Source organism: Sporosarcina sp. G11-34, from assembly GCF_026931025.1.
Genome location: NZ_JAHNZW010000001.1, coordinates 439,342 through 457,388 on the forward strand (window position 1 = coordinate 439,342; position 18,047 = coordinate 457,388).

Here is an 18,047-nt window from a genome sequence, read left to right on the forward strand (position 1 = left end):
GATTTAGTGGAATTGCTGTTTTTTTTATCTCTCTTATAAATACTTTGCCAACCAGTTTGTAATTTCATTCAAACTTGCTACGCGCAAATTTGGGAGACCGGACCGTGTTAAATTGTGATCAGAATTTGGAATCCGTACAAATTCTGTTTCTTTTTTCATACTTTTCAAAGTGATATATAACTGCTCTGCTTGCTCAATTGGACAACGATAATCATCTTCACTGTGTATAATTAGTAGCGGTGTTTCAATGTCCTTCGCATATTTCAGTGGAGATATATCCCATAACTTGTCTACATCATTCATATCTGCACCGTGCTGCCAATCGTTAAAGTAATAACCGACATCAGATACACCAAAGAAACTAATCCAGTTGGAAATTGAACGTTGCGTTACCGCCGCCTTAAAGCGATTTGTATGGGAGACAATCCAGTTCGTCATAAAACCACCATAACTGCCACCGATAACTCCTAGCCGGTCCGTATCAATCCAATCATTTTCAGCAATGGCATAATCAAGCCCCGCCATAAGGTCTTCATAGTCCGCACCGCCGTAATCGCCACGAACTGCGTTTACGAATTCCTGACTATAGCCGTGGCTCCCACGTGGATTTACATATAAGACACCATATCCCTGTGCCGCCAACAACTGCATTTCATGGGTAAACGTATTCGCATACATCGCAAATGGACCACCATGGATATTAATAACTAGCGGATATTTCTGCCCTGCTTCATAGCCCGCCGGTTTCATTAACCATCCGTGCACACCCCAATCTTTCGCACCCTTATAAGCAATCGCTTTAGGTTCAATGAGAGCCACTTCTTCTAAATACTTTTCATTGAAAGAAGTAAGTGCTTCACGCTGTCCAGTTGCAATTGTCTGCTTAAATAACTCACCAGGGCTCACTGCATTGCTTACTGCAACAACTGCAAATTCACCATCCATCGACACATCGTAACCGTAAATATGTTCATTTTCCTGAGATGCTGGATAAACTCCACCGTCAAGTGAAGCAAAGTAAAGCCGAACATCACCCATCGTTGACAGTTGGAAATACAAATGATTATCTTTTGTCCAGACAACAGCCGGTGCATCGTCGCCCTGTTGATGGTCCGCAACGACATGATCACCAACCGGTGCATCAACCCCCTCCGTCAAGCACATACGACTTCCATCTTCCGTATCGTATATATAGAGTTCCGGTTGCGTCACATTTTGATATGTTGGAGGTGCACCGACATAGGCTATGTACCGATTATCATAGGAATATGCAGCACCTCCGTAAAAGCCATCTTCGTCAACCAGTACTGTTTCCTCTTTCGTCTCAATGTCAACTATGTAAAGGGGTTGGCTGAACTCGAAGTCGTGATTTTCTTTACGATTTACGCCCATAACCAGTTTTTTTCCGTCATGCGAAACGGCATGAAGTCCATAATGATGGTTTCCTTCTGTAAACTGTGTGACCTCTCCCGTTTCAATCTCCACAATACCTATTTGTTGATAAGAATCTTGCGGAAGTAAGCCAATTCCATCCATCTGATATTTCATTGTAGTCACACGATACACTTCAGGATTTTTCTGTTCATTTTTTTCTTCTGTATCTGTGAATGTCTTGCCTTCTTTAACAACAGCATTGACCCACACTTTCTTCCCACAAGGCGACCATAGAAAACTGGATACGCCATTTTCAAACGATGTCAGTTGCTTTGCTTCCCCGCCCTTGGCAGATAATATGTACACTTGATTCTTTTCTTCACGGTTCGACAAAAAGGCCAATTGCGTCCCATCTGCTGACCATGTTGGCGAAGATACACGATCTTTCCCATGCGTCCACTGCGTTACTTCGCTCGTCTCAAGTTCTACGTGATATAAATTCGCGACATATTTATTGTCTTCTTCCTCAATATGCGTGCGGACAAATACCGCTTCCTTGCCATTTGGCGATATATGCGGATTTGTCACGGATTTTAATTTAAATAAATCCTTTACCTCTAATTTGCGTTTACCCAACTATAATTCCCCCTTCAAATCGTACACCTTAAATTATTTCGACAACCGTAGAATTTTCCCTTTATTTAAGTGAAAAATAAATATTAATTTTAGAGATAAATAGTTTTCCAAGTCATGCTAACGTTACTAATTGTTCACTATTATACCCTAATTTCTATGGTTCTATATAAATACTGGTATCTTAATATGTTTATCTCTAGGTTCACACGTATCCTCTCTGAACCTTTACCCTTTCGCTCTAATTAACATACAGCTGATTGACAATAAACGATATTTTACTGCCTTTATTATTCAAAAGTAAGCGGTTGTCCCTTCCTGGGCGCGTCCTCTTGCGTATTGTATAAGGAGGGAAAGGTATAATTTGAACATCAAAAGATTGAACCACTTTCTCAACTTATTAAGAAAGGAGGTTTTTACTATGTCAGGATATTCTCAAAATCACAGAGGCTCAGACAAATGCAAATGTCAAAAGTCTTCTTGTAATCAAAACCGCAAACACAATTGTGGATGTGACTCCTGCAAACATCGCTCTAGTTGTCATCATCAACATTCAAATGTTTTTTATTGTAAAGAGATAGGAAGAGGTACTATTTGGTATCCGACCCATCAAGACTCTCACTGCCACGAAACTAGAGAGTGTTGTACTAGCCAGCAACTAAAATGTACATGCCGAGTTCATCACCACTCGCATTATAACCACTGCCACAGACGTAGAAATTCATTCTTCGGATCTAACTTCTGGTTCTAATCGTAAGGAAACCAAACAACGATTTGTTCAACCCATTTCACTACGCAGATTATAAAAGGACCTTCCCCACTACAACCGGGAAGGTCCTTCTTCTATTTAGATTGTGACATGTTCTTTCAATGAGCGTCTTAATATCTTACCTGTTGTGTTTTTTGGTAGTTCATCCAAAAACTCGAACTTGTTCGGAACTTTATATTTCGCGAGTTTTGAAGCACAATATCTTTCTAGTGACTCAATATCCTCTTCTGCACCGTCTTTCAATACGACAAATGCATGGACTGCCTCGCCAAAATCAGCGTCTGGCACACCGATAACCGCCGCCTCGACGACATCTCTATGCTCAAACAAAACTTCTTCCACTTCGCGGGGATAGACGTTATAGCCCCCCACAATGACAAGATCTTTTTTGCGGTCGACGATGTAAAAGTAGCCATTCTCATCTCGACGGGCCATATCACCCGTGTACAGCCAACCATTTCGTAATGCAACTTCCGTTTCTTCAGGCATTTTGTAATAACCCTTCATAACGTTTGGCCCGCGGACAATAAGTTCTCCCACTTCATCAACGCCGACTTCCTCGCCTAGTTCATTGACCACTTTATTCTCAACGTTTGTGACACTTGTCCCAATTGAACCTGGAATACGCTCACGGTCAAACGGGTTAAAACATGTAACTGGCGATGCTTCAGATAACCCGTAGCCCTCAGAAATCCGAACCTTAAATTTCTCTTCAAAACTATGAAGTAGCGCGACTGGCATTGCCGATCCCCCGGATATTGATAATCGAACCGTATCAAAATCCTCGGATACTGCTCCTGGGAATTGATTCATAAAGTTGTACATCGTTGGAACTCCAGCAAATATTGTCGCCTTTTGTTCCTTGACGATATTAAATACATCCCCCGGACTGAATCGCGGAACAAGTAATATTGTTGCCCCACTTAACAATGGTGCGTTGACAACAACTGTTAGCGCAAATACATGAAACACAGGAAGCGTTGCGACAATACGATCATCATTGGCGTACCCTAAATAGTCAGCAACATCTCGAGCGTTGGAGTAAATATTTTTATGCGTCAACATCGCACCTTTTGGACTTCCCGTTGTTCCTGAAGTATACAAAATGATAGCGGTTTCATTTTCATCGACAGCAGCAGGCTTTACATCTGATTTCCCAGATGCGAGAAGCTGTGTAAAGGAATGCACTTTCTCTTGCAGTCCAGCAGGCAATGCGGCCATTTTTTCCGCTGCCGAAGGATCTGTTTCACAAATAATATAACTTGTTACAGTCGGAAATGCACCCGACGCTTGTTCAACTAGTGGTAACAGTGCATCTAGCGCAATAACCGCTTTGGCATCACTGTTATGTATGATGTATGAAATTTCAGCCGGCGTATAAATTGGATTGACTGGTATTACGATTGCCCCAACACGGATCGTCGCATAAAGAGATATGAGGAAATGTGGAGAATTCCCCAATAAAAATGCCACATGGTCCCCTTTTTCAATCCCTAACCCTTGTAGCGCTGATGCAAACTTCGACACCGAATCATCGAACTCTGCATACGATGTATCTTTCCCCATAAAATGATAAGCCGTTTTCTCCGGTTGCGATGTAGCCATCTCGTGAACACTTGAAACTAAATTCATACTTCCCATCCCCTTCACTATTAAATGAATGACTATTCATTTAGTTGTCAATGTTTATTATATAAGAATAGTTTGGATATTACAATCTATATTGACGGAAACATCAACATATCTAGCGAAAAGGACTATCAAGTCGTTGCAAGTGAGAGTTTAGGAGTATTCATTTTAGTAGATTTCAAACGCTTTTAATTCTGCCACTGAAAAATAGCCTGTACTCAACAAAAACTAGTTGATTGGAGTGCAGAGCGGCGACTCCTGTGGGATTTGCGGGACAGGTTAGACCCCACAGGAGCGCGATTTTCGCGACGAGGAGGCTTACCTCCCGCCCCACGGAAAGCGCCGATCGGAACAGAAATCAACGTGATTGAAGGAATTCGGACTTTTAATGATCTAATTCGGCGATTTAATATGAGCTAGATAACGCCAGCGAATTAAATAAAAGTACAGCAACTGCATCAATGTAAATCCAGCCAGAACAATGACAAGCTCTTTCACAATAGAGATTTCCGCGAGCGAATCCCAAATGACTTGCAACGTTAAAAATGCAAACGCACTATGAAGCATCGCAACACCCCATGGCAAGAAAAATTGTGGGATTAATTGACGATTTACAACCTTTTTCAATTCACGATCCGTTAGCCCCAAGCGTTTTAATACATTGAACTGTTTTCGGTCTTGGTCAAGCCTTGTATACAACCGGAAATAAATAAAGCTTCCCGCCGCTAGAAATAAGACAGCCGCAAGTAATAACCCTATAAATAGTAACAGTGAAAAGGTTGTGCGGATAATCGAGTAATTTAGCCCAGGGTTATCAAATGTATAGGGTAATACATTAATCTTGCTCGAAATAAATGATTCATTAATTGTCTCATCAATTGACAGCCCTACATCTTTTGTCAATTGCCATTCAGGAACATAAAATGCGTAATACATAAAGGACTCCACATGACTTTTTGATTCATCCGCTAATACGGTTTTATAATCTTCATCGTTCAAAATAATGGCATTCGTAGCAATTGAATAAGAGGCAAATAGCTGATAAGGATAGGCACCATCAATCGTAATACTTACATCACTTTCTTCGAGTGTCGTCCGAACAATTCGGTTTTTCAAACTCTCATAAGATGAAGGTGATGGTGGTAAAAACAACCCCTCCCCTTTAGTCAGCTCTAATGAGGGATGACCAAACTCCTTTGCCAGCTTATTAACATCCGACAGGTTCAGTATATCGACGGATTTCCCAGTAAACGATGACACCTGCTGCAAAATCTGTATTTCCGTTAGCGCATAGTCAATCTCTTTTTCATGGAGTTCGTCCGTAAGTTGAGCGATATGCTCCGCCTCAAGTTCGTTTTCCGTTTCGCTAATATACACTAGTCCTAGTGGATTCACTTCGCGATATTGAGACGCAAATGATGTAAGCGAAGCTAGTGTGCCGACAGACATAAATGCCACTGTTGACACAATCGTTACGATAAAAAACATACGTGCATTTTCACGCAAGCGAACAATTGACGTTGACACCGACAGCAAACGAAGATTTCGCCAATATACTCGTCGACGGCCCTTTATTAAATCTAGCAGCATCGGGACAGAATCTTTAAAAAAGTAAAATGTCCCTATTGTTGCAAGTGGCGGCAAGAACAATACAAGCGTAATAATAATGGAATTGGACGTTAGGGTAGCCATAGTATAGGATAGTCCTAAAAAAACAAGCCCCATATAGCCTCGTATTTTCGAGTACCCGTAAACTTCTTTCCCACCTACATCACCGTGAATAAGATCCACGATTTTCCCCGACTTTATAAACACTGGCGCAACGAAAGATATAATAATAAATAAACTCAAAAACGCCCCAATCGTAAGCGCAAATGGCTTCCAGGACATATAAAGTGGTAACGCAGGCAACATTACGATTTCGCGTACAATCATGAAAAAGAACTTGGAGAAGGTAAAGCCAATTACCGTTCCAACAATAATTGACGTAATTCCAATTAACATCGTTTCAGTAAATATTAGGCGATTTAATTGCTGCTTACTCATACCCAAATGGAGAAGGACACCAAATTCTTTTGACCGTGCTTGGAGGAATGCCCGCATTGAATAAAATAAAAAGAATGCAGTAAATATATATAATAAAACTTCTGCGACACCCATACCCATAATGGCTACTTCTTGAATAAAACGGTCTTCAATCGATGGATGAAACAACAGCATCGAATAGATAAAGAATACTGCGACCGAAAAAACACTGGCCATAAAAAATGCGGCATATATACGCCGATTACGAACAACGTTACGGTAAGCGAACTGACGAAAGGTCATGGTGGCCCCCCAGTAGCGAAAGTACGTTTAATATGCGTTGAAAAAATGTTTGCCTTTGCTCATCTTTATAAATTTCGTTGAAAAATTCTCCATCTTTAATAAACAACACCCGGTCACAATAACTTGCAGCTATCGGATCATGTGTCACCATAATGATAGTCGTTCGCTCGACTTCATTAATTTCACTCAACAACTCTAACACTTCTTTTGCAGACCTTGAATCCAAATTTCCAGTCGGTTCATCTGCCAAAATAATTTTTGGTTTATGTACGAGTGCCCGTCCGATTGCTGTGCGCTGTGCTTGTCCGCCCGATAATTCATCTGGACGCTTATCGAGAAATTCAGCTAATCCAAGTTTTTCAGATAATACTGCAAGACGTTTTTCCATTTCATCGAGCGGTAAGCCATCAAGCGTGAGCGGCAATATGATATTCTCCTCGACGGTCAACATATTCAGCAAGTTAAATTCTTGGAATACAAAACCTAAGTTTCGTCTACGAAATAAAGCTAACTTGTTTTCAGACAATAATTCGGGTTCAATTCCCCCAATCACCAGTCGACCATACGTTGGCAAATCTATTGACGATATCAAATTGAGAAGCGTTGTTTTCCCACTTCCCGAGGGTCCCATGACAGCGACAAATTCGCCTTCCATCGCTTCAAAACTAAGCCTATTCAAAGCACGGTGCATTACTTTCCCTTCATAGATTTTCGTTACTTCATTCAACTCTACAATTGTTTTCACCGTCACTCATCCCCTCCTGATTCACCATTCTCAAACAGTACGGTAGCCGTCGTTCCAACGCCTAACTCTGAATCGATATCTAAGCCGTGCCCGAGTTTACGACACACCTCAGAAGCAATGTACAACCCCATACCCGTAGACTCACCCGTTAGTCTGCCATTTTCACCGGTGAAGAATGCATTCCTAACACGTTTTAAGTCCGAGGGCCGAATGCCGATACCTTCGTCACGTACAGTAAGCACAATACCTTTTCCCGTTCGCTCTGCAGTTAAATAAACCTTCTTTCCTTTTTCAAATGTATACTTCACCGCATTCGTAATAAATTGTTCAAGTACAATCCTAAGCCACTTTTCGTCTGTCGCCACAATAAAGTCTTCTTCGACGGAAACCACAGGAAATACACCATTCGTAATCAACAACTTTTTATTACTGTTCACAACTTCTTGCACTAGTTTCTTCAATACCACCCGTTCAATTCTCATATCCCGTTCGAATGTTTCTAGGCTCGCATTGACAAGGACCGTATCGAGCCCACTTTTGATCCGCTCGATTTCCTCTGCTATACTTTCGCGGTCAAGGTCCTCTTCCTGCAATAAAAGATTAATGACTGAAATAGGCGTTTTCATTTGATGGACCCAATGATTCATAAATTGAAGTTGTCTATTTTGTGCAGAATATAAAGTTTGGACTTCATCTTGATAAATCCTATATAAACTTCTTGTAAACACCGCTGTTCTTATATGTTCAGGGCCTTGTGTATGACGAATAAGTGCGTCTTCCATCTTTTTTGGCTTCACAGTTATTGCCTTGTAAAAATAGCGCCGCATGATAAATTTTGCACTGAGAAATCCCATCGTTAATATGAAGCTAATGATGATTGCATATATCGCTGTATCATAATTTCGAAATCCATCCAACCAGAATAACAGAAGGAGAAACAAAACGAGTACCCCTTGAAACAATAGAAATGATACATGGTCTTTTAAGTAAAGCCGGATGGATTTCATAATTCTTCCGGGGCGGGAATAAAGCGATAACCAGCGCCCCTAACTGTTTCGATGGTTGATTTGATGTTGTAATCCGCAAGTTTTTTTCGAACACGCGTCATATTTACATTTAATGTGTTTTCATCTACGAACGACTGATCGTCCCATAACTCTTCCAATAATACTTCTCGTGACACAATTTTTGGCGAAGCTTCAAGTAATAATTCCAAGATGACACACTCCTTTTTCTGAAGTGGCACAATTTCATCCTGAATATGCAACTCCATCCGTTCAACATATAAATTCAATGCACCAAGTTTTATCGTACGTTCTGACTGTGTTAACGCGTATTCACCAAATGATCTGCGTAAATGGCTTCTTATTTTAGCAAGGACGATTTCATAGTGGAAAGGTTTCGTAATGAAGTCGTCACCGCCATTTTCAAGCGCAAATACCTGATCCATATCTCCGGAACGTGCGGATATAAAGATAATTGGACACGTCGTATGTGTACGCAATTGGCGGCACCAATAATAACCGTCATACGAAGGTAGGTTAATGTCTAGAAGAATAAGATGTGGATCAAAGGCGAGGCATTCATTAGTTACCTGGTCAAAGTCTTCAACCATGGCAACGTCATACTGGTATTTCCGTAGCGTGTCTGCGAGCAACTGAGCAATCTTTCGATCATCTTCAACTATAAATATTCGGTGTTTCTCCATCCGGCATTCCCCTTTCGTCGTTACGTTAAGTATAACTTAGTAAGGTAAAATGCGCATCGAATCTACGGGCGTGGAACGCTATAAACAAATGCTTCTTTCACAATTAACTAAAGAATTGTCCACTTTTTTTATTTGGTTGCACTCGTTGGTGATTTGCTTGCACTCAAATGAATCTGCTTGCACCCACCACCTTTTTCCTTGCACTCGTTAGCGGTTTGCTTGCACTCAAGTAAATTTGCTTGCAAGTCGTGACCTTCGGGCTACATATTATTCTCCAATTAACCTTCAACACAACAAAAAAGACCCGACGATAGTCAGGTCACATAAAACTCCCATTATATATATAACAAACCTAGTTGATTGTAGTGCAGAGCGGCGACTCCTGTGGGATGAAGCGTGACAGGTAAGACCCTGGACGTAGCGAAGCGAAGGAAGCGGTAGGGAAAGATTGAACTGTATCTTTCCGCATTTCCTCACGCCCCACGGAAAGCGCCGCTCGGAACGGAAATCAACATGATCGAAGTTATATAGAACTTTCCAGCAGCTTCCCTTAGTTATGCCTTCACATTAATCAATAAATCAGCTGTAAAAACTCTTCCTTCGTAATGCCACCGAGATACGTTGGAATATCCATCTCCTCAAGCGCGTCGCTAATTGATTTGCGATCATATTGGATACCTTTCAATTTCTCGGTCACAATATCAATTTCTCCGACACCGAAAAAGTCACCAAAAATAACGACATCTTCAATAATCCCCTTATTTACTTGCAACCGTACATCGATGCCGCCAACTGGGAATCGGTGCGAATGTTGCATATTAAACTTCGGAGATTTTCCGTAGTTCCAATCCCAGTTTGCATAGCGTTCTTTCGACAATGCATGGATATTATCCCAGTCTTCATCTGTTAACACTTTGTACTTAATATTTTCTTCGCCATCGAAAATCGATTTCAAAATTTCTAGACGAAATTCTTCAATCGTCATTGGTGTTTCTAGATATTCAGTAATATTTGCAACGCGGCTTCGGATAGATTTAATTCCCTTAGACTCAATCTTATCCTTTCGAACCTTAAGCGCTGATACAACTGTATCTATTTCTGTATCAAACATCAGTGTTCCGTGGCTAAACATTCGGCCTTGTGTTGAAAACTGTGCATTCCCTGAAATCTTACGACCGTCAACGAGAAGATCATTACGACCAATTAGTTCAGCTTTTACCCCCATTTTCGCGAGTGCTGCAACGACCGGTTCAGTAAATTTCTTGAAATTACGAAATGACTCGCCGTCATCCTTTGTAATAAAACTATAATTTAAATTTCCAAGATCGTGGAAGACAGCCCCTCCCCCAGATAAGCGACGCACAATTTTAATGCCGTTCTCTTCGACAAAGTCTGTATCAATTTCTTCAATTGTATTTTGGTTTTTCCCAATAATGATTGATGGTTCGTTTATGTAAAACAACAGAAATGAATCCTCTTCCGTATCCATCGTCCGCAACAGATACTCCTCAATTGCTAAGTTAATTTGTGGATCTGTAATGCCTTTATTATCTACGAAATGCATCTAAATCGCTCCTCATCAATTAGTTCACTTACTATTTTAACTTAAAAGTTCGGAATTGTGTTGACATTTGATTGCCTGTTATAATACACTGTTATTACAACGTACAGTACTAGTACAATAAAAAGGGAGATGTGGATAAATGTTAATTAACGTTATCGAATTTTTCAAGAACCTACCAGTTAAAACTTGTGCGACTTGTCGTGAAGAAATAACTGAACAACACGATTGTTACAGTAACAAATGCGACAAGTGCAACGTATTATAGAACATAGAGATTGTCCTATGCCATATGACCATTAGTACAAAATGAAAAGGGAGATGAACCGAATGCTTGTAAACATCATCGAATTCTTTAAAAACTTGCCGCCAAAAAAATGTGCGACTTGTGGCGACAACATTGTCGAGCAACATGAATGCTACGGCAATAAGTGTGATAAATGTAATGGGTTATAAAAATTATTAGCAACTGTGGAGATTAACACTATCCGACAGTTGCTCTTTTTTTGTTTATATATAAATAAAAAAAGACCATTCCGCTTTGGCCGCAAATAAATGCAACTTGGCGAAATGGCCCTTTCCTCAATCAAAATAATTCTTCTATTACTTCTGCTACTGCTGCTTTTCCTTGATCAACACAATCAGGCAAACCCACACCTGCATAAGAAGCTCCGGCTAGCTTCACAAGCGGAAAGTTCTCGGCTAGCTCTTTTCGGGCCAACTCAATCCGTTGTTTGTGACCTACCCTATATTGTGGTCGGTCTTCCTTCCAGCGTGTGATTACAGAGAAATCTGGTTCCCCTTTAATATCGATAATACTACTCAAATCGGAGAGGACGATTTTCTCAATCTCAGCGTCCGGAAGATCGACAATCGCCTCATCGCCAACCCGCCCCACAAATGCACGAATCAGTACTTTACCTTCCGGCGTTGACGTGGGCCATTTTCGATGTGTCCATGTACAAGCCGTGATTGAGTAATCACCGCTTCGGGAAACGAGAAAACCAGTTCCTTCTTTATCTTGCACAACGGACTCTTCAGGAAATGCCAATGCCACTGTCGCAACAGAAGTCGATGGAATCTCCCCTAAATCTTGCAGCAAGCCATGCGGGGCAAATAAACGGCTAGCCATCGCATGTCCTGTCGTCATAATGACAGCATCCGCTTCGATTTTTTGTCCATTATTCAATTCAAGGTAGTTTTTGTCCCCGATACGCTCAATCGATTCGAGTCTAACTCCTTTGAGCACACTTCCCGGTTCAAGTTTCTGCTCAATTGCTTCAACTAACGTTTCAAGTCCATTACGGAATGTATGGAAAGCCCCTTCTTTTTTAGCGCTAGAAGTATTCGTTGTTGGCACTTTTTTCGGTGCTGTTTTTTTCATCCCAAGTATAAGGCTTCTATGATTTTTCTCTACTTCAGAAAACTGAGGATACGTCGACTGCAAACTCATATGATCAATATCACCTGCATAAACCCCAGACAACAGCGGTTCTATCAAATTCTCAACAACTTCCGCACCTAAACGCCTGCGGAAAAACTTGCCGAGTGACTGATCGCCATCGACAGGCTTACTCGGCAAGACCAAGTCGCCTGCTGCACGAAGTTTACCTGACAAGGAAAACAAACCAGTTTTTAAAAACGGACCTATTTCCGTAGGAATTCCCATAATGGAACCTCCTGGAATTGGATGGAGTTTACCATTAACAAAGATATATGCCCGGCCCGTCGCGTTTTTTTCTAGTTGATCCTCAATGCCAAGTTCTTTCGCGAGAATTCCAATGCTTTTCTTCCGTATTAAAAATGAATCAGGACCGCGTTCAATGATAAAACCGTCACGACGAACCGTCTGAATTTTTCCACCAAGACGATTCGCTGCTTCAACGAGAAGAACATCAATCGGGAGTCCTTTTTCGCGTGCTTCTTTTTGCAAATAAAATGCCGCAGAAAGCCCCGTTATCCCCCCGCCGATAATGACGACTTTTTTACGTTGTTCGTTCATGCCCTAATCACATTCCTTCGACCTTATTTCTCTTCTTCGATTTTCGCTAGTACAGTATCTGCCATCGCATCGATAAATAGTGGATCTGTGTTTGGCATCTCTGGACGATAATAGTTCGCGCCCACCTCATCACAAACAACTTTACATTCATAATCATTGTCGTAAAGTACTTCAAGATGGTCCGAAACAAATCCTACTGGTATATAAACAAACGTTTTGTAACCTTTTTCATTGAACAAATTACGTGTTAAATCTTGTACATCAGGACCAAGCCATGGATCAGGCGTTTGTCCTTCACTTTGCCAACCAACCTCGTAATTTTCAATGCCAGCTGCTGCTGCGATTAGATCCGCTGTTTCTTGTAATTGTTCTGGATAAGGATCGCCCGCCGCGATAATCTTTTCAGGAAGTGAATGTGCAGAAACGATTAGACATGCGCCCGCTCGATTTTCTTCACTCATGCCGTCATAGGTTCCGCGTACTTTATCCACCCAAAACTGGATGAACTTCGGCTCTTTGTACCAGCTTTCAACAGATGCAATTTTAATGCCGTATTTCTCCGCTTCTTCTTTCGCACGACCGTTATACGACTTGACTGAAAACGTTGAGAAGTGTGGTGCAAGAACGATTGACGCTGCTTCAGTTATGCCGTCATTATGCATTTCTTGGACTGCGTCTTCTATGAATGGCGTAATATGCTTTAACCCAACATATACTTTAAATTCAATCGCATCCTGCACTTCATTCAAACGATTGCCTAGCGCATTGGCTTGGTCTTCGGTAATTCTTGCAAGTGGAGAAATACCGCCAATTGCCGCATATCGATTTTGCAAGTCTTCCAGCTGTTCTTGTGCTGGCGGTCGACCGCGTCTAATATGTGTGTAATACGGTTCAATATCCTCTTCTTTGTAAGGTGTCCCGTATGCCATTACCAATAAACCCATTTTCTTCTTCGTCATGTTATTCACCTCTATAATTTTTCTATCATACATCGAAAAAAGTTAACTTAACCGCGTGCTTTTCGCAATTCTGCACTGTACGTGTGAATTAATTCAGTTAGTTTTTTAAGTGTTGCAGGTTTTACATCTGGGAATACGCCGTGACCAAGGTTAAAGATATGGCTACCGTGTTCTACCCCTTGCTCAATGATTACTTTTGCGCGTTCTTCAATAACGCTCCAGTCCGCAAGTAGCAATGAAGGATCTAAGTTCCCTTGTAAAGGCTTAGTCATGCCGCGTTTGCCTGATGCTTCTGCAATCGGTAGACGCCAGTCAAGACCAACAACGTCGACTGGAAGGTCATGCCATTCATTCGCAAGGTGACTTCCACCAACGCCGAATGTAATAAGTGGTACATTTAATTCACGAAGCTCAGTGAACAAACGTGTCATAACCGGTTTAACGAAAATGCGGTAATCCTCAACGTTTAGCGCGCCTACCCATGAATCGAATATTTGGATTGCTTTCACTCCTGCGTTAACCTGTGCAGTAACGTATGTCACAGTCATATCCGCAAGTTTGTCCATTAATGCAAACCATGCTTTCGGTTCTGACACCATGAACGATTTCGTCAAGTTGAATGTTCTTGAAGGACCGCCTTCAAGCATATAGCTCGCAAGTGTAAACGGAGCACCTGCAAAACCGATTAATGGAACGTTTAATTGTTCTTGTGTCAAGATCTTAATTGTTTCTAACACATATGGGATGTCATCTTCCGGGGAAATTTCACCAAGATTAGTAACATCTTGTACTGAACGGATTGGATTGCTTATAACCGGACCAACCCCAGCCTTGATTTTTACATCGATTCCAATGGCTGGAAGTGGTGTCACAATGTCTTTATATAAAATTGCTGCGTCTACGTTATATTGATCGACTGGAAGTTTTGTAACGTATGCGCAAAGTTCCGGGTTTCGTACAATATTTTCTAACGAACCATGTTCTTCTTTAACTTTCAAATATTCTGGTTGTGAACGACCTGCCTGTCTCATATACCATACTGGTGTGTGATCTATTTTCTCGCCACGTGCTGCACGTAAAAGTGTATCATTGAATTTAGTCATATCGCTATTCCCGCTTTCATTTTTAAATTTCGTCTATATCCATCTTAAATAGTAGTTCTTTTACTGTTCATTGTATAGACGAATGGTTTAAGTGTCATACAATTGTAATTTGTTCTCGCCACATTTTCGACAATGTTTGTTTTAATTTTCGAAATAAGGGAAAATACTAGTAAGACTAAGGAGGTTTTTAGGATGAATATTTATTTAACGTCTGGAACAATGGACTTTATGGAAACAGTAAAAAAACGGCATCCTAATGAAACGATGATTGTCATGAATGGTGTTGGTAACTCTATCTTGCTGCATGAAACAGAGGGAAAAACAGCTTTCCAAACACCTCGTCGATTTGAAGTAATTAGTTCGTCCGGAACACTGAAGGAAAAAGGATTCTTCGCCTTTAACAATATCCCGGTGACTGATGAAGGCCGCCCAATTTTTGAACACCGTCTCTTAAGTAGAATCGACGTAATCGAGAACGAACCAGGCTTCATAGCATTCCGGTTACTCCGTCCGCTCGACTCGGATACCTATATCCTATTAACGCAGTGGACAAATCAACAGGTGTTCAATTCTTGGAAAGATTCATCTGGTTACAAGAAAGTACATGAGAGCAATCAAAGTGGAGCCGGACTAGATAAGATGTCCCATATTTTTTCTAGCGCCGCCTACGTTACGACTTATAAAACAATTAAAGAAGACGAAAAAAAATAAGCACTGTCGAATTGTGACTCTTAATTGAGTCACTTTTTTTATTTCCTTATGATGGTTTTCTTATAAGCGCAACTACGGCTCCGCTTTCGCCTTCGGCTCGGCAATCACCGAGTTTTCTTTATAACGTCAAGTGATTTCTAGTTCAATGGCGACCTTATAAGCGCAACTACGGTTCTGCTTTCGCCTTCGGCTCGGCAATCACCGAGTTTTCTTTATAACGTCAAGTGATTTCTAGTTCAATGGCGACCTTATAAGCGCAACTACGGCTCTGCTTTCGCCTTCGGCTCGGCAATCACCGAGTTTTCTTTATATTGCCCCAACGGTGTTACATTGCTACAATTAACTTGCAAACTACTTTATTTTCCGAGAGGGGTATATTTTTGAAAGAAAAATTATTCGAGAAACTGACAAGCGCCTATGAAGATATGGTTGTTATCCGCCGGTACCTTCATATGAATCCAGAATTATCGTTTCAAGAGGAAAACACTGCCAAATATATTGTTGATTTCTACGCAGATTTAGGCGTTGAGGTGCGCTCGGGTGTTGGCGGCAATGGTGTGGTCGCACGCGTAAAAGGCGGAAGACCTGGTAAAACAGTCGCGCTGCGGGCCGATTTCGATGCTCTTCCAATACAAGATGAAAAAGATGTACCTTACAAATCTACTGTGCCTGGTGTCATGCATGCGTGCGGACATGATGGACATACAGCAACACTTCTACAACTTGCTAAAGCAATTCATGAAATGCAAGAGGATTTGGCGGGTGAATATGTCTTTATTCACCAACATGCTGAGGAGACTGCACCAGGTGGCGCTAAACCGATGATTGAAGATGGCTGTCTTGACGGTGTCGATGTTATTTTCGGAACTCACCTTTGGTCGCAGACAGAGATGGGAACGATCGAATATAGAGTTGGGCCAACCATGGCTGCTGCCGATAAATTCGAGATTACCGTCCAAGGTGCTGGCGGACACGGTGCATCTCCACACGAGACTAAAGATGCGGTTGTAATCGGCGCTCAACTTGTCATGAACTTGCAGCAAATTGTTTCACGTCGTTCGACCCCTACTGAATCTGCGGTATTGTCTGTCGGCTCTTTCGTCGCGGAAAATGCTTTTAACGTTATCGCAGACTCAGCCAAATTATCCGGGACTGTTCGTACATTCAATCCGGAAATTCGCACGTTAATAGAACGCGAAATGAAACGAATCGTTGAGGGTACCGCACTATCAAATGATTGCACAATCAACTTTAACTATCAAAGAGGGTATCCAGCTGTTGTAAATCACGAAGATGAAACTTTGTTTCTAAAAACAGTTGCGGAAGAAATTCTAGGTACTGATAAAGTCCTTGAAACAAATCCGCATATGGGTGGAGAAGACTTCGGTTATTTTCTTGAAAGGGTGCCCGGTACATTTTTCTTCACCGGCGCAAAACCTGTCGAACCTTATCCGCATCATCACCCAAAATTCGACTTTGATGAAAATGCCATGCTAACCGCCGCTAAATTACTTGGCGCAGCGGCAATTGATTCCCAAAATTAAATTAGGTAGTATAGCCCTTCCCTTCATAGCGGGGAAGGGCTTTTTTCATTACTTTTCAGCTATCAAATGATCAATATTCATCACCCATTTTTTATAATAGTGTAAATATTATGTCGAAAGTACTTGTATTTTTCAGAAGATTCATATATATTTAGATTTGCATTAAAAATATTAGTAAGGGGTGGTTAAACTTGTACGATAATATTCGTATTTCATCATCTGTTATTTCTTATGATACTCTTGTACTAGAACCTGTTTTAATTGAAAGTAGATTAGTTACGCGGATCTATGAAAGGCACCAAGTATATAATGTCCCACTGAAACCAAAACACTACCTTTATAAATCTTGTCGACACTACGGGACCTCATATCGCGGAACCAGCAACATTTCGAAAAAATTCCTGAAAAATCGACACAAACTGCCAATTATAGTCGCATACAATAATGGATTGCCGATTATAGCTTTACCAATGATGTCAGCAGAATCCGACCAAAATGTCTGGATATTTCTTCATGCTATTATAAATTTTGAAAAAAGCCAAAAGGGATGTTTGGTTCACATGGAATTCAATCAAACTATTGACCTAGATGCTTCTCCAGCAACAATCGAACGCCAAGTTGCGTTAGGTGTCATGTTAGAAAGAGAATGCATCAGGAGATTCCAACGAATAAACGGATCCTCATTTCCAGAGCTACGTTAATTTCCTGACATAACATAATAAGTAATTCCTCAGCCCTGTTGCATACACTATAATTCAGGTAACGCTGTTGATCCTCGTTCCCTTTATACATAAGGCACACTAAGGAATATATCAACTCGTAAAAATTGAAGGAATCGAGTAGGAGGGAGTGATTAACTCCCGACCTCTCACACCACCGTACGTACCGTTCGGTATACGGCGGTTCAATTAAGATTGATGACGCAAAACTTCATAACGTGATGATAAACTTTTGAGCCCTTGATGATTCCAATAGGAATTA

At 41.1% G+C, this 18,047-nt stretch carries 15 protein-coding genes; 5 read left to right on the forward strand and 10 right to left on the reverse strand.

Annotation, left to right across the window (positions count from 1 at the left end):
• Nucleotides 1–33: 33 nt before the first annotated feature.
• The 7 genes from KSU66_RS02055 to KSU66_RS02085 form a co-directional block, all read right to left on the reverse strand.
• The gene (locus KSU66_RS02055; protein ID WP_269049734.1) at nt 34–2,010 is read right to left on the reverse strand and encodes a S9 family peptidase; all 1,977 of its coding nucleotides are present in this window, start codon (nt 2,008–2,010) and stop codon (nt 34–36) included.
• Between the two features lie 844 nt (nt 2,011–2,854).
• Nucleotides 2,855–4,408, reverse strand: a complete 1,554-nt coding sequence (locus KSU66_RS02060) for a fatty acid--CoA ligase family protein (RefSeq protein WP_269049735.1) — start codon at nt 4,406–4,408, stop codon at nt 2,855–2,857.
• Nucleotides 4,409–4,798: 390 nt separating this feature from the next.
• Complete coding sequence (locus tag KSU66_RS02065) at nt 4,799–6,733, reverse strand: FtsX-like permease family protein (RefSeq protein WP_269049736.1); 1,935 nt, start codon at nt 6,731–6,733, stop codon at nt 4,799–4,801.
• The gene (locus tag KSU66_RS02070) at nt 6,705–7,424 is read right to left on the reverse strand and encodes an ABC transporter ATP-binding protein (protein ID WP_269049773.1); all 720 of its coding nucleotides are present in this window, start codon (nt 7,422–7,424) and stop codon (nt 6,705–6,707) included. Before KSU66_RS02070 ends, KSU66_RS02065 begins: the two co-directional genes overlap by 29 nt.
• A gap of 56 nt (nt 7,425–7,480) precedes the next feature.
• Nucleotides 7,481–8,395, reverse strand: a complete 915-nt coding sequence (locus tag KSU66_RS02075) for a sensor histidine kinase (protein ID WP_269049737.1) — start codon at nt 8,393–8,395, stop codon at nt 7,481–7,483.
• An 86-nt stretch (nt 8,396–8,481) separates the two neighbouring features.
• Complete coding sequence (locus KSU66_RS02080) at nt 8,482–9,186, reverse strand: response regulator transcription factor (RefSeq protein WP_269049738.1); 705 nt, start codon at nt 9,184–9,186, stop codon at nt 8,482–8,484.
• A gap of 571 nt (nt 9,187–9,757) precedes the next feature.
• Entirely contained in the window at nt 9,758–10,750 is a 993-nt protein-coding gene (locus KSU66_RS02085) for a lipoate--protein ligase (RefSeq protein WP_269049739.1), read from the reverse strand.
• Between the two features lie 139 nt (nt 10,751–10,889).
• Between KSU66_RS02085 and yhfH (KSU66_RS02090) the strand changes: the two genes are divergently transcribed.
• On the forward strand, nt 10,890–11,015 hold the full coding sequence (gene yhfH / locus KSU66_RS02090; protein ID WP_269049740.1) for a protein YhfH: 126 nt from the start codon (nt 10,890–10,892) through the stop codon (nt 11,013–11,015).
• A gap of 62 nt (nt 11,016–11,077) precedes the next feature.
• Nucleotides 11,078–11,203, forward strand: a complete 126-nt coding sequence (yhfH, locus tag KSU66_RS02095) for a protein YhfH (RefSeq protein ID WP_269049741.1) — start codon at nt 11,078–11,080, stop codon at nt 11,201–11,203.
• Nucleotides 11,204–11,333: 130 nt separating this feature from the next.
• Here yhfH (KSU66_RS02095) and hemY read toward each other — a convergent pair whose 3' ends face one another.
• The 3 genes from hemY to hemE are packed head-to-tail and all read right to left on the reverse strand — an operon-like array spanning nt 11,334 to nt 14,811.
• The gene (hemY, locus tag KSU66_RS02100; protein ID WP_269049742.1) at nt 11,334–12,749 is read right to left on the reverse strand and encodes a protoporphyrinogen oxidase; all 1,416 of its coding nucleotides are present in this window, start codon (nt 12,747–12,749) and stop codon (nt 11,334–11,336) included.
• Nucleotides 12,750–12,772: 23 nt separating this feature from the next.
• Entirely contained in the window at nt 12,773–13,708 is a 936-nt protein-coding gene (gene hemH, locus KSU66_RS02105; protein WP_269049743.1) for a ferrochelatase, read from the reverse strand.
• 47 nt (nt 13,709–13,755) lie between these two features.
• Nucleotides 13,756–14,811, reverse strand: coding sequence for a uroporphyrinogen decarboxylase (gene hemE, locus KSU66_RS02110; protein WP_269049744.1), 1,056 nt, complete (start codon nt 14,809–14,811; stop codon nt 13,756–13,758).
• 192 nt (nt 14,812–15,003) lie between these two features.
• On the opposite strand from hemE, the gene KSU66_RS02115 reads away from it, so the two are divergent.
• The 3 genes from KSU66_RS02115 (at nt 15,004) to KSU66_RS02125 (ending at nt 17,767) form a co-directional block, all read left to right on the forward strand.
• The gene (locus tag KSU66_RS02115) at nt 15,004–15,522 is read left to right on the forward strand and encodes an antibiotic biosynthesis monooxygenase family protein (RefSeq protein WP_269049745.1); all 519 of its coding nucleotides are present in this window, start codon (nt 15,004–15,006) and stop codon (nt 15,520–15,522) included.
• A 380-nt stretch (nt 15,523–15,902) separates the two neighbouring features.
• Nucleotides 15,903–17,066, forward strand: a complete 1,164-nt coding sequence (locus KSU66_RS02120; protein WP_329958759.1) for a M20 metallopeptidase family protein — start codon at nt 15,903–15,905, stop codon at nt 17,064–17,066.
• A gap of 191 nt (nt 17,067–17,257) precedes the next feature.
• A complete protein-coding gene (locus tag KSU66_RS02125; protein WP_269049746.1) occupies nt 17,258–17,767 on the forward strand; it encodes a competence protein ComK in 510 nt (169 codons plus the stop codon).
• Nucleotides 17,768–18,047: the final 280 nt, after the last annotated feature.

Bases quoted from the DNA above. Each gene is read 5' to 3' on its own strand.
- hemY (WP_269049742.1), bottom strand. From the start codon at position 12,749: ATGAACGAACAACGTAAAAAAGTCGTCATTATCGGCGGGGGGATAACG.
- hemH (WP_269049743.1), bottom strand. From the start codon at position 13,708: ATGACGAAGAAGAAAATGGGTTTATTGGTAATGGCATACGGGACACCT.
- KSU66_RS02060 (WP_269049735.1), bottom strand. From the start codon at position 4,408: ATGAATTTAGTTTCAAGTGTTCACGAGATGGCTACATCGCAACCGGAG.
- KSU66_RS02070 (WP_269049773.1), bottom strand. From the start codon at position 7,424: ATGCACCGTGCTTTGAATAGGCTTAGTTTTGAAGCGATGGAAGGCGAA.
- yhfH (WP_269049741.1), top strand. From the start codon at position 11,078: ATGCTTGTAAACATCATCGAATTCTTTAAAAACTTGCCGCCAAAAAAA.
- KSU66_RS02065 (WP_269049736.1), bottom strand. From the start codon at position 6,733: ATGACCTTTCGTCAGTTCGCTTACCGTAACGTTGTTCGTAATCGGCGT.
- KSU66_RS02085 (WP_269049739.1), bottom strand. From the start codon at position 10,750: ATGCATTTCGTAGATAATAAAGGCATTACAGATCCACAAATTAACTTA.
- KSU66_RS02115 (WP_269049745.1), top strand. From the start codon at position 15,004: ATGAATATTTATTTAACGTCTGGAACAATGGACTTTATGGAAACAGTA.
- hemE (WP_269049744.1), bottom strand. From the start codon at position 14,811: ATGACTAAATTCAATGATACACTTTTACGTGCAGCACGTGGCGAGAAA.
- KSU66_RS02080 (WP_269049738.1), bottom strand. From the start codon at position 9,186: ATGGAGAAACACCGAATATTTATAGTTGAAGATGATCGAAAGATTGCT.
- yhfH (WP_269049740.1), top strand. From the start codon at position 10,890: ATGTTAATTAACGTTATCGAATTTTTCAAGAACCTACCAGTTAAAACT.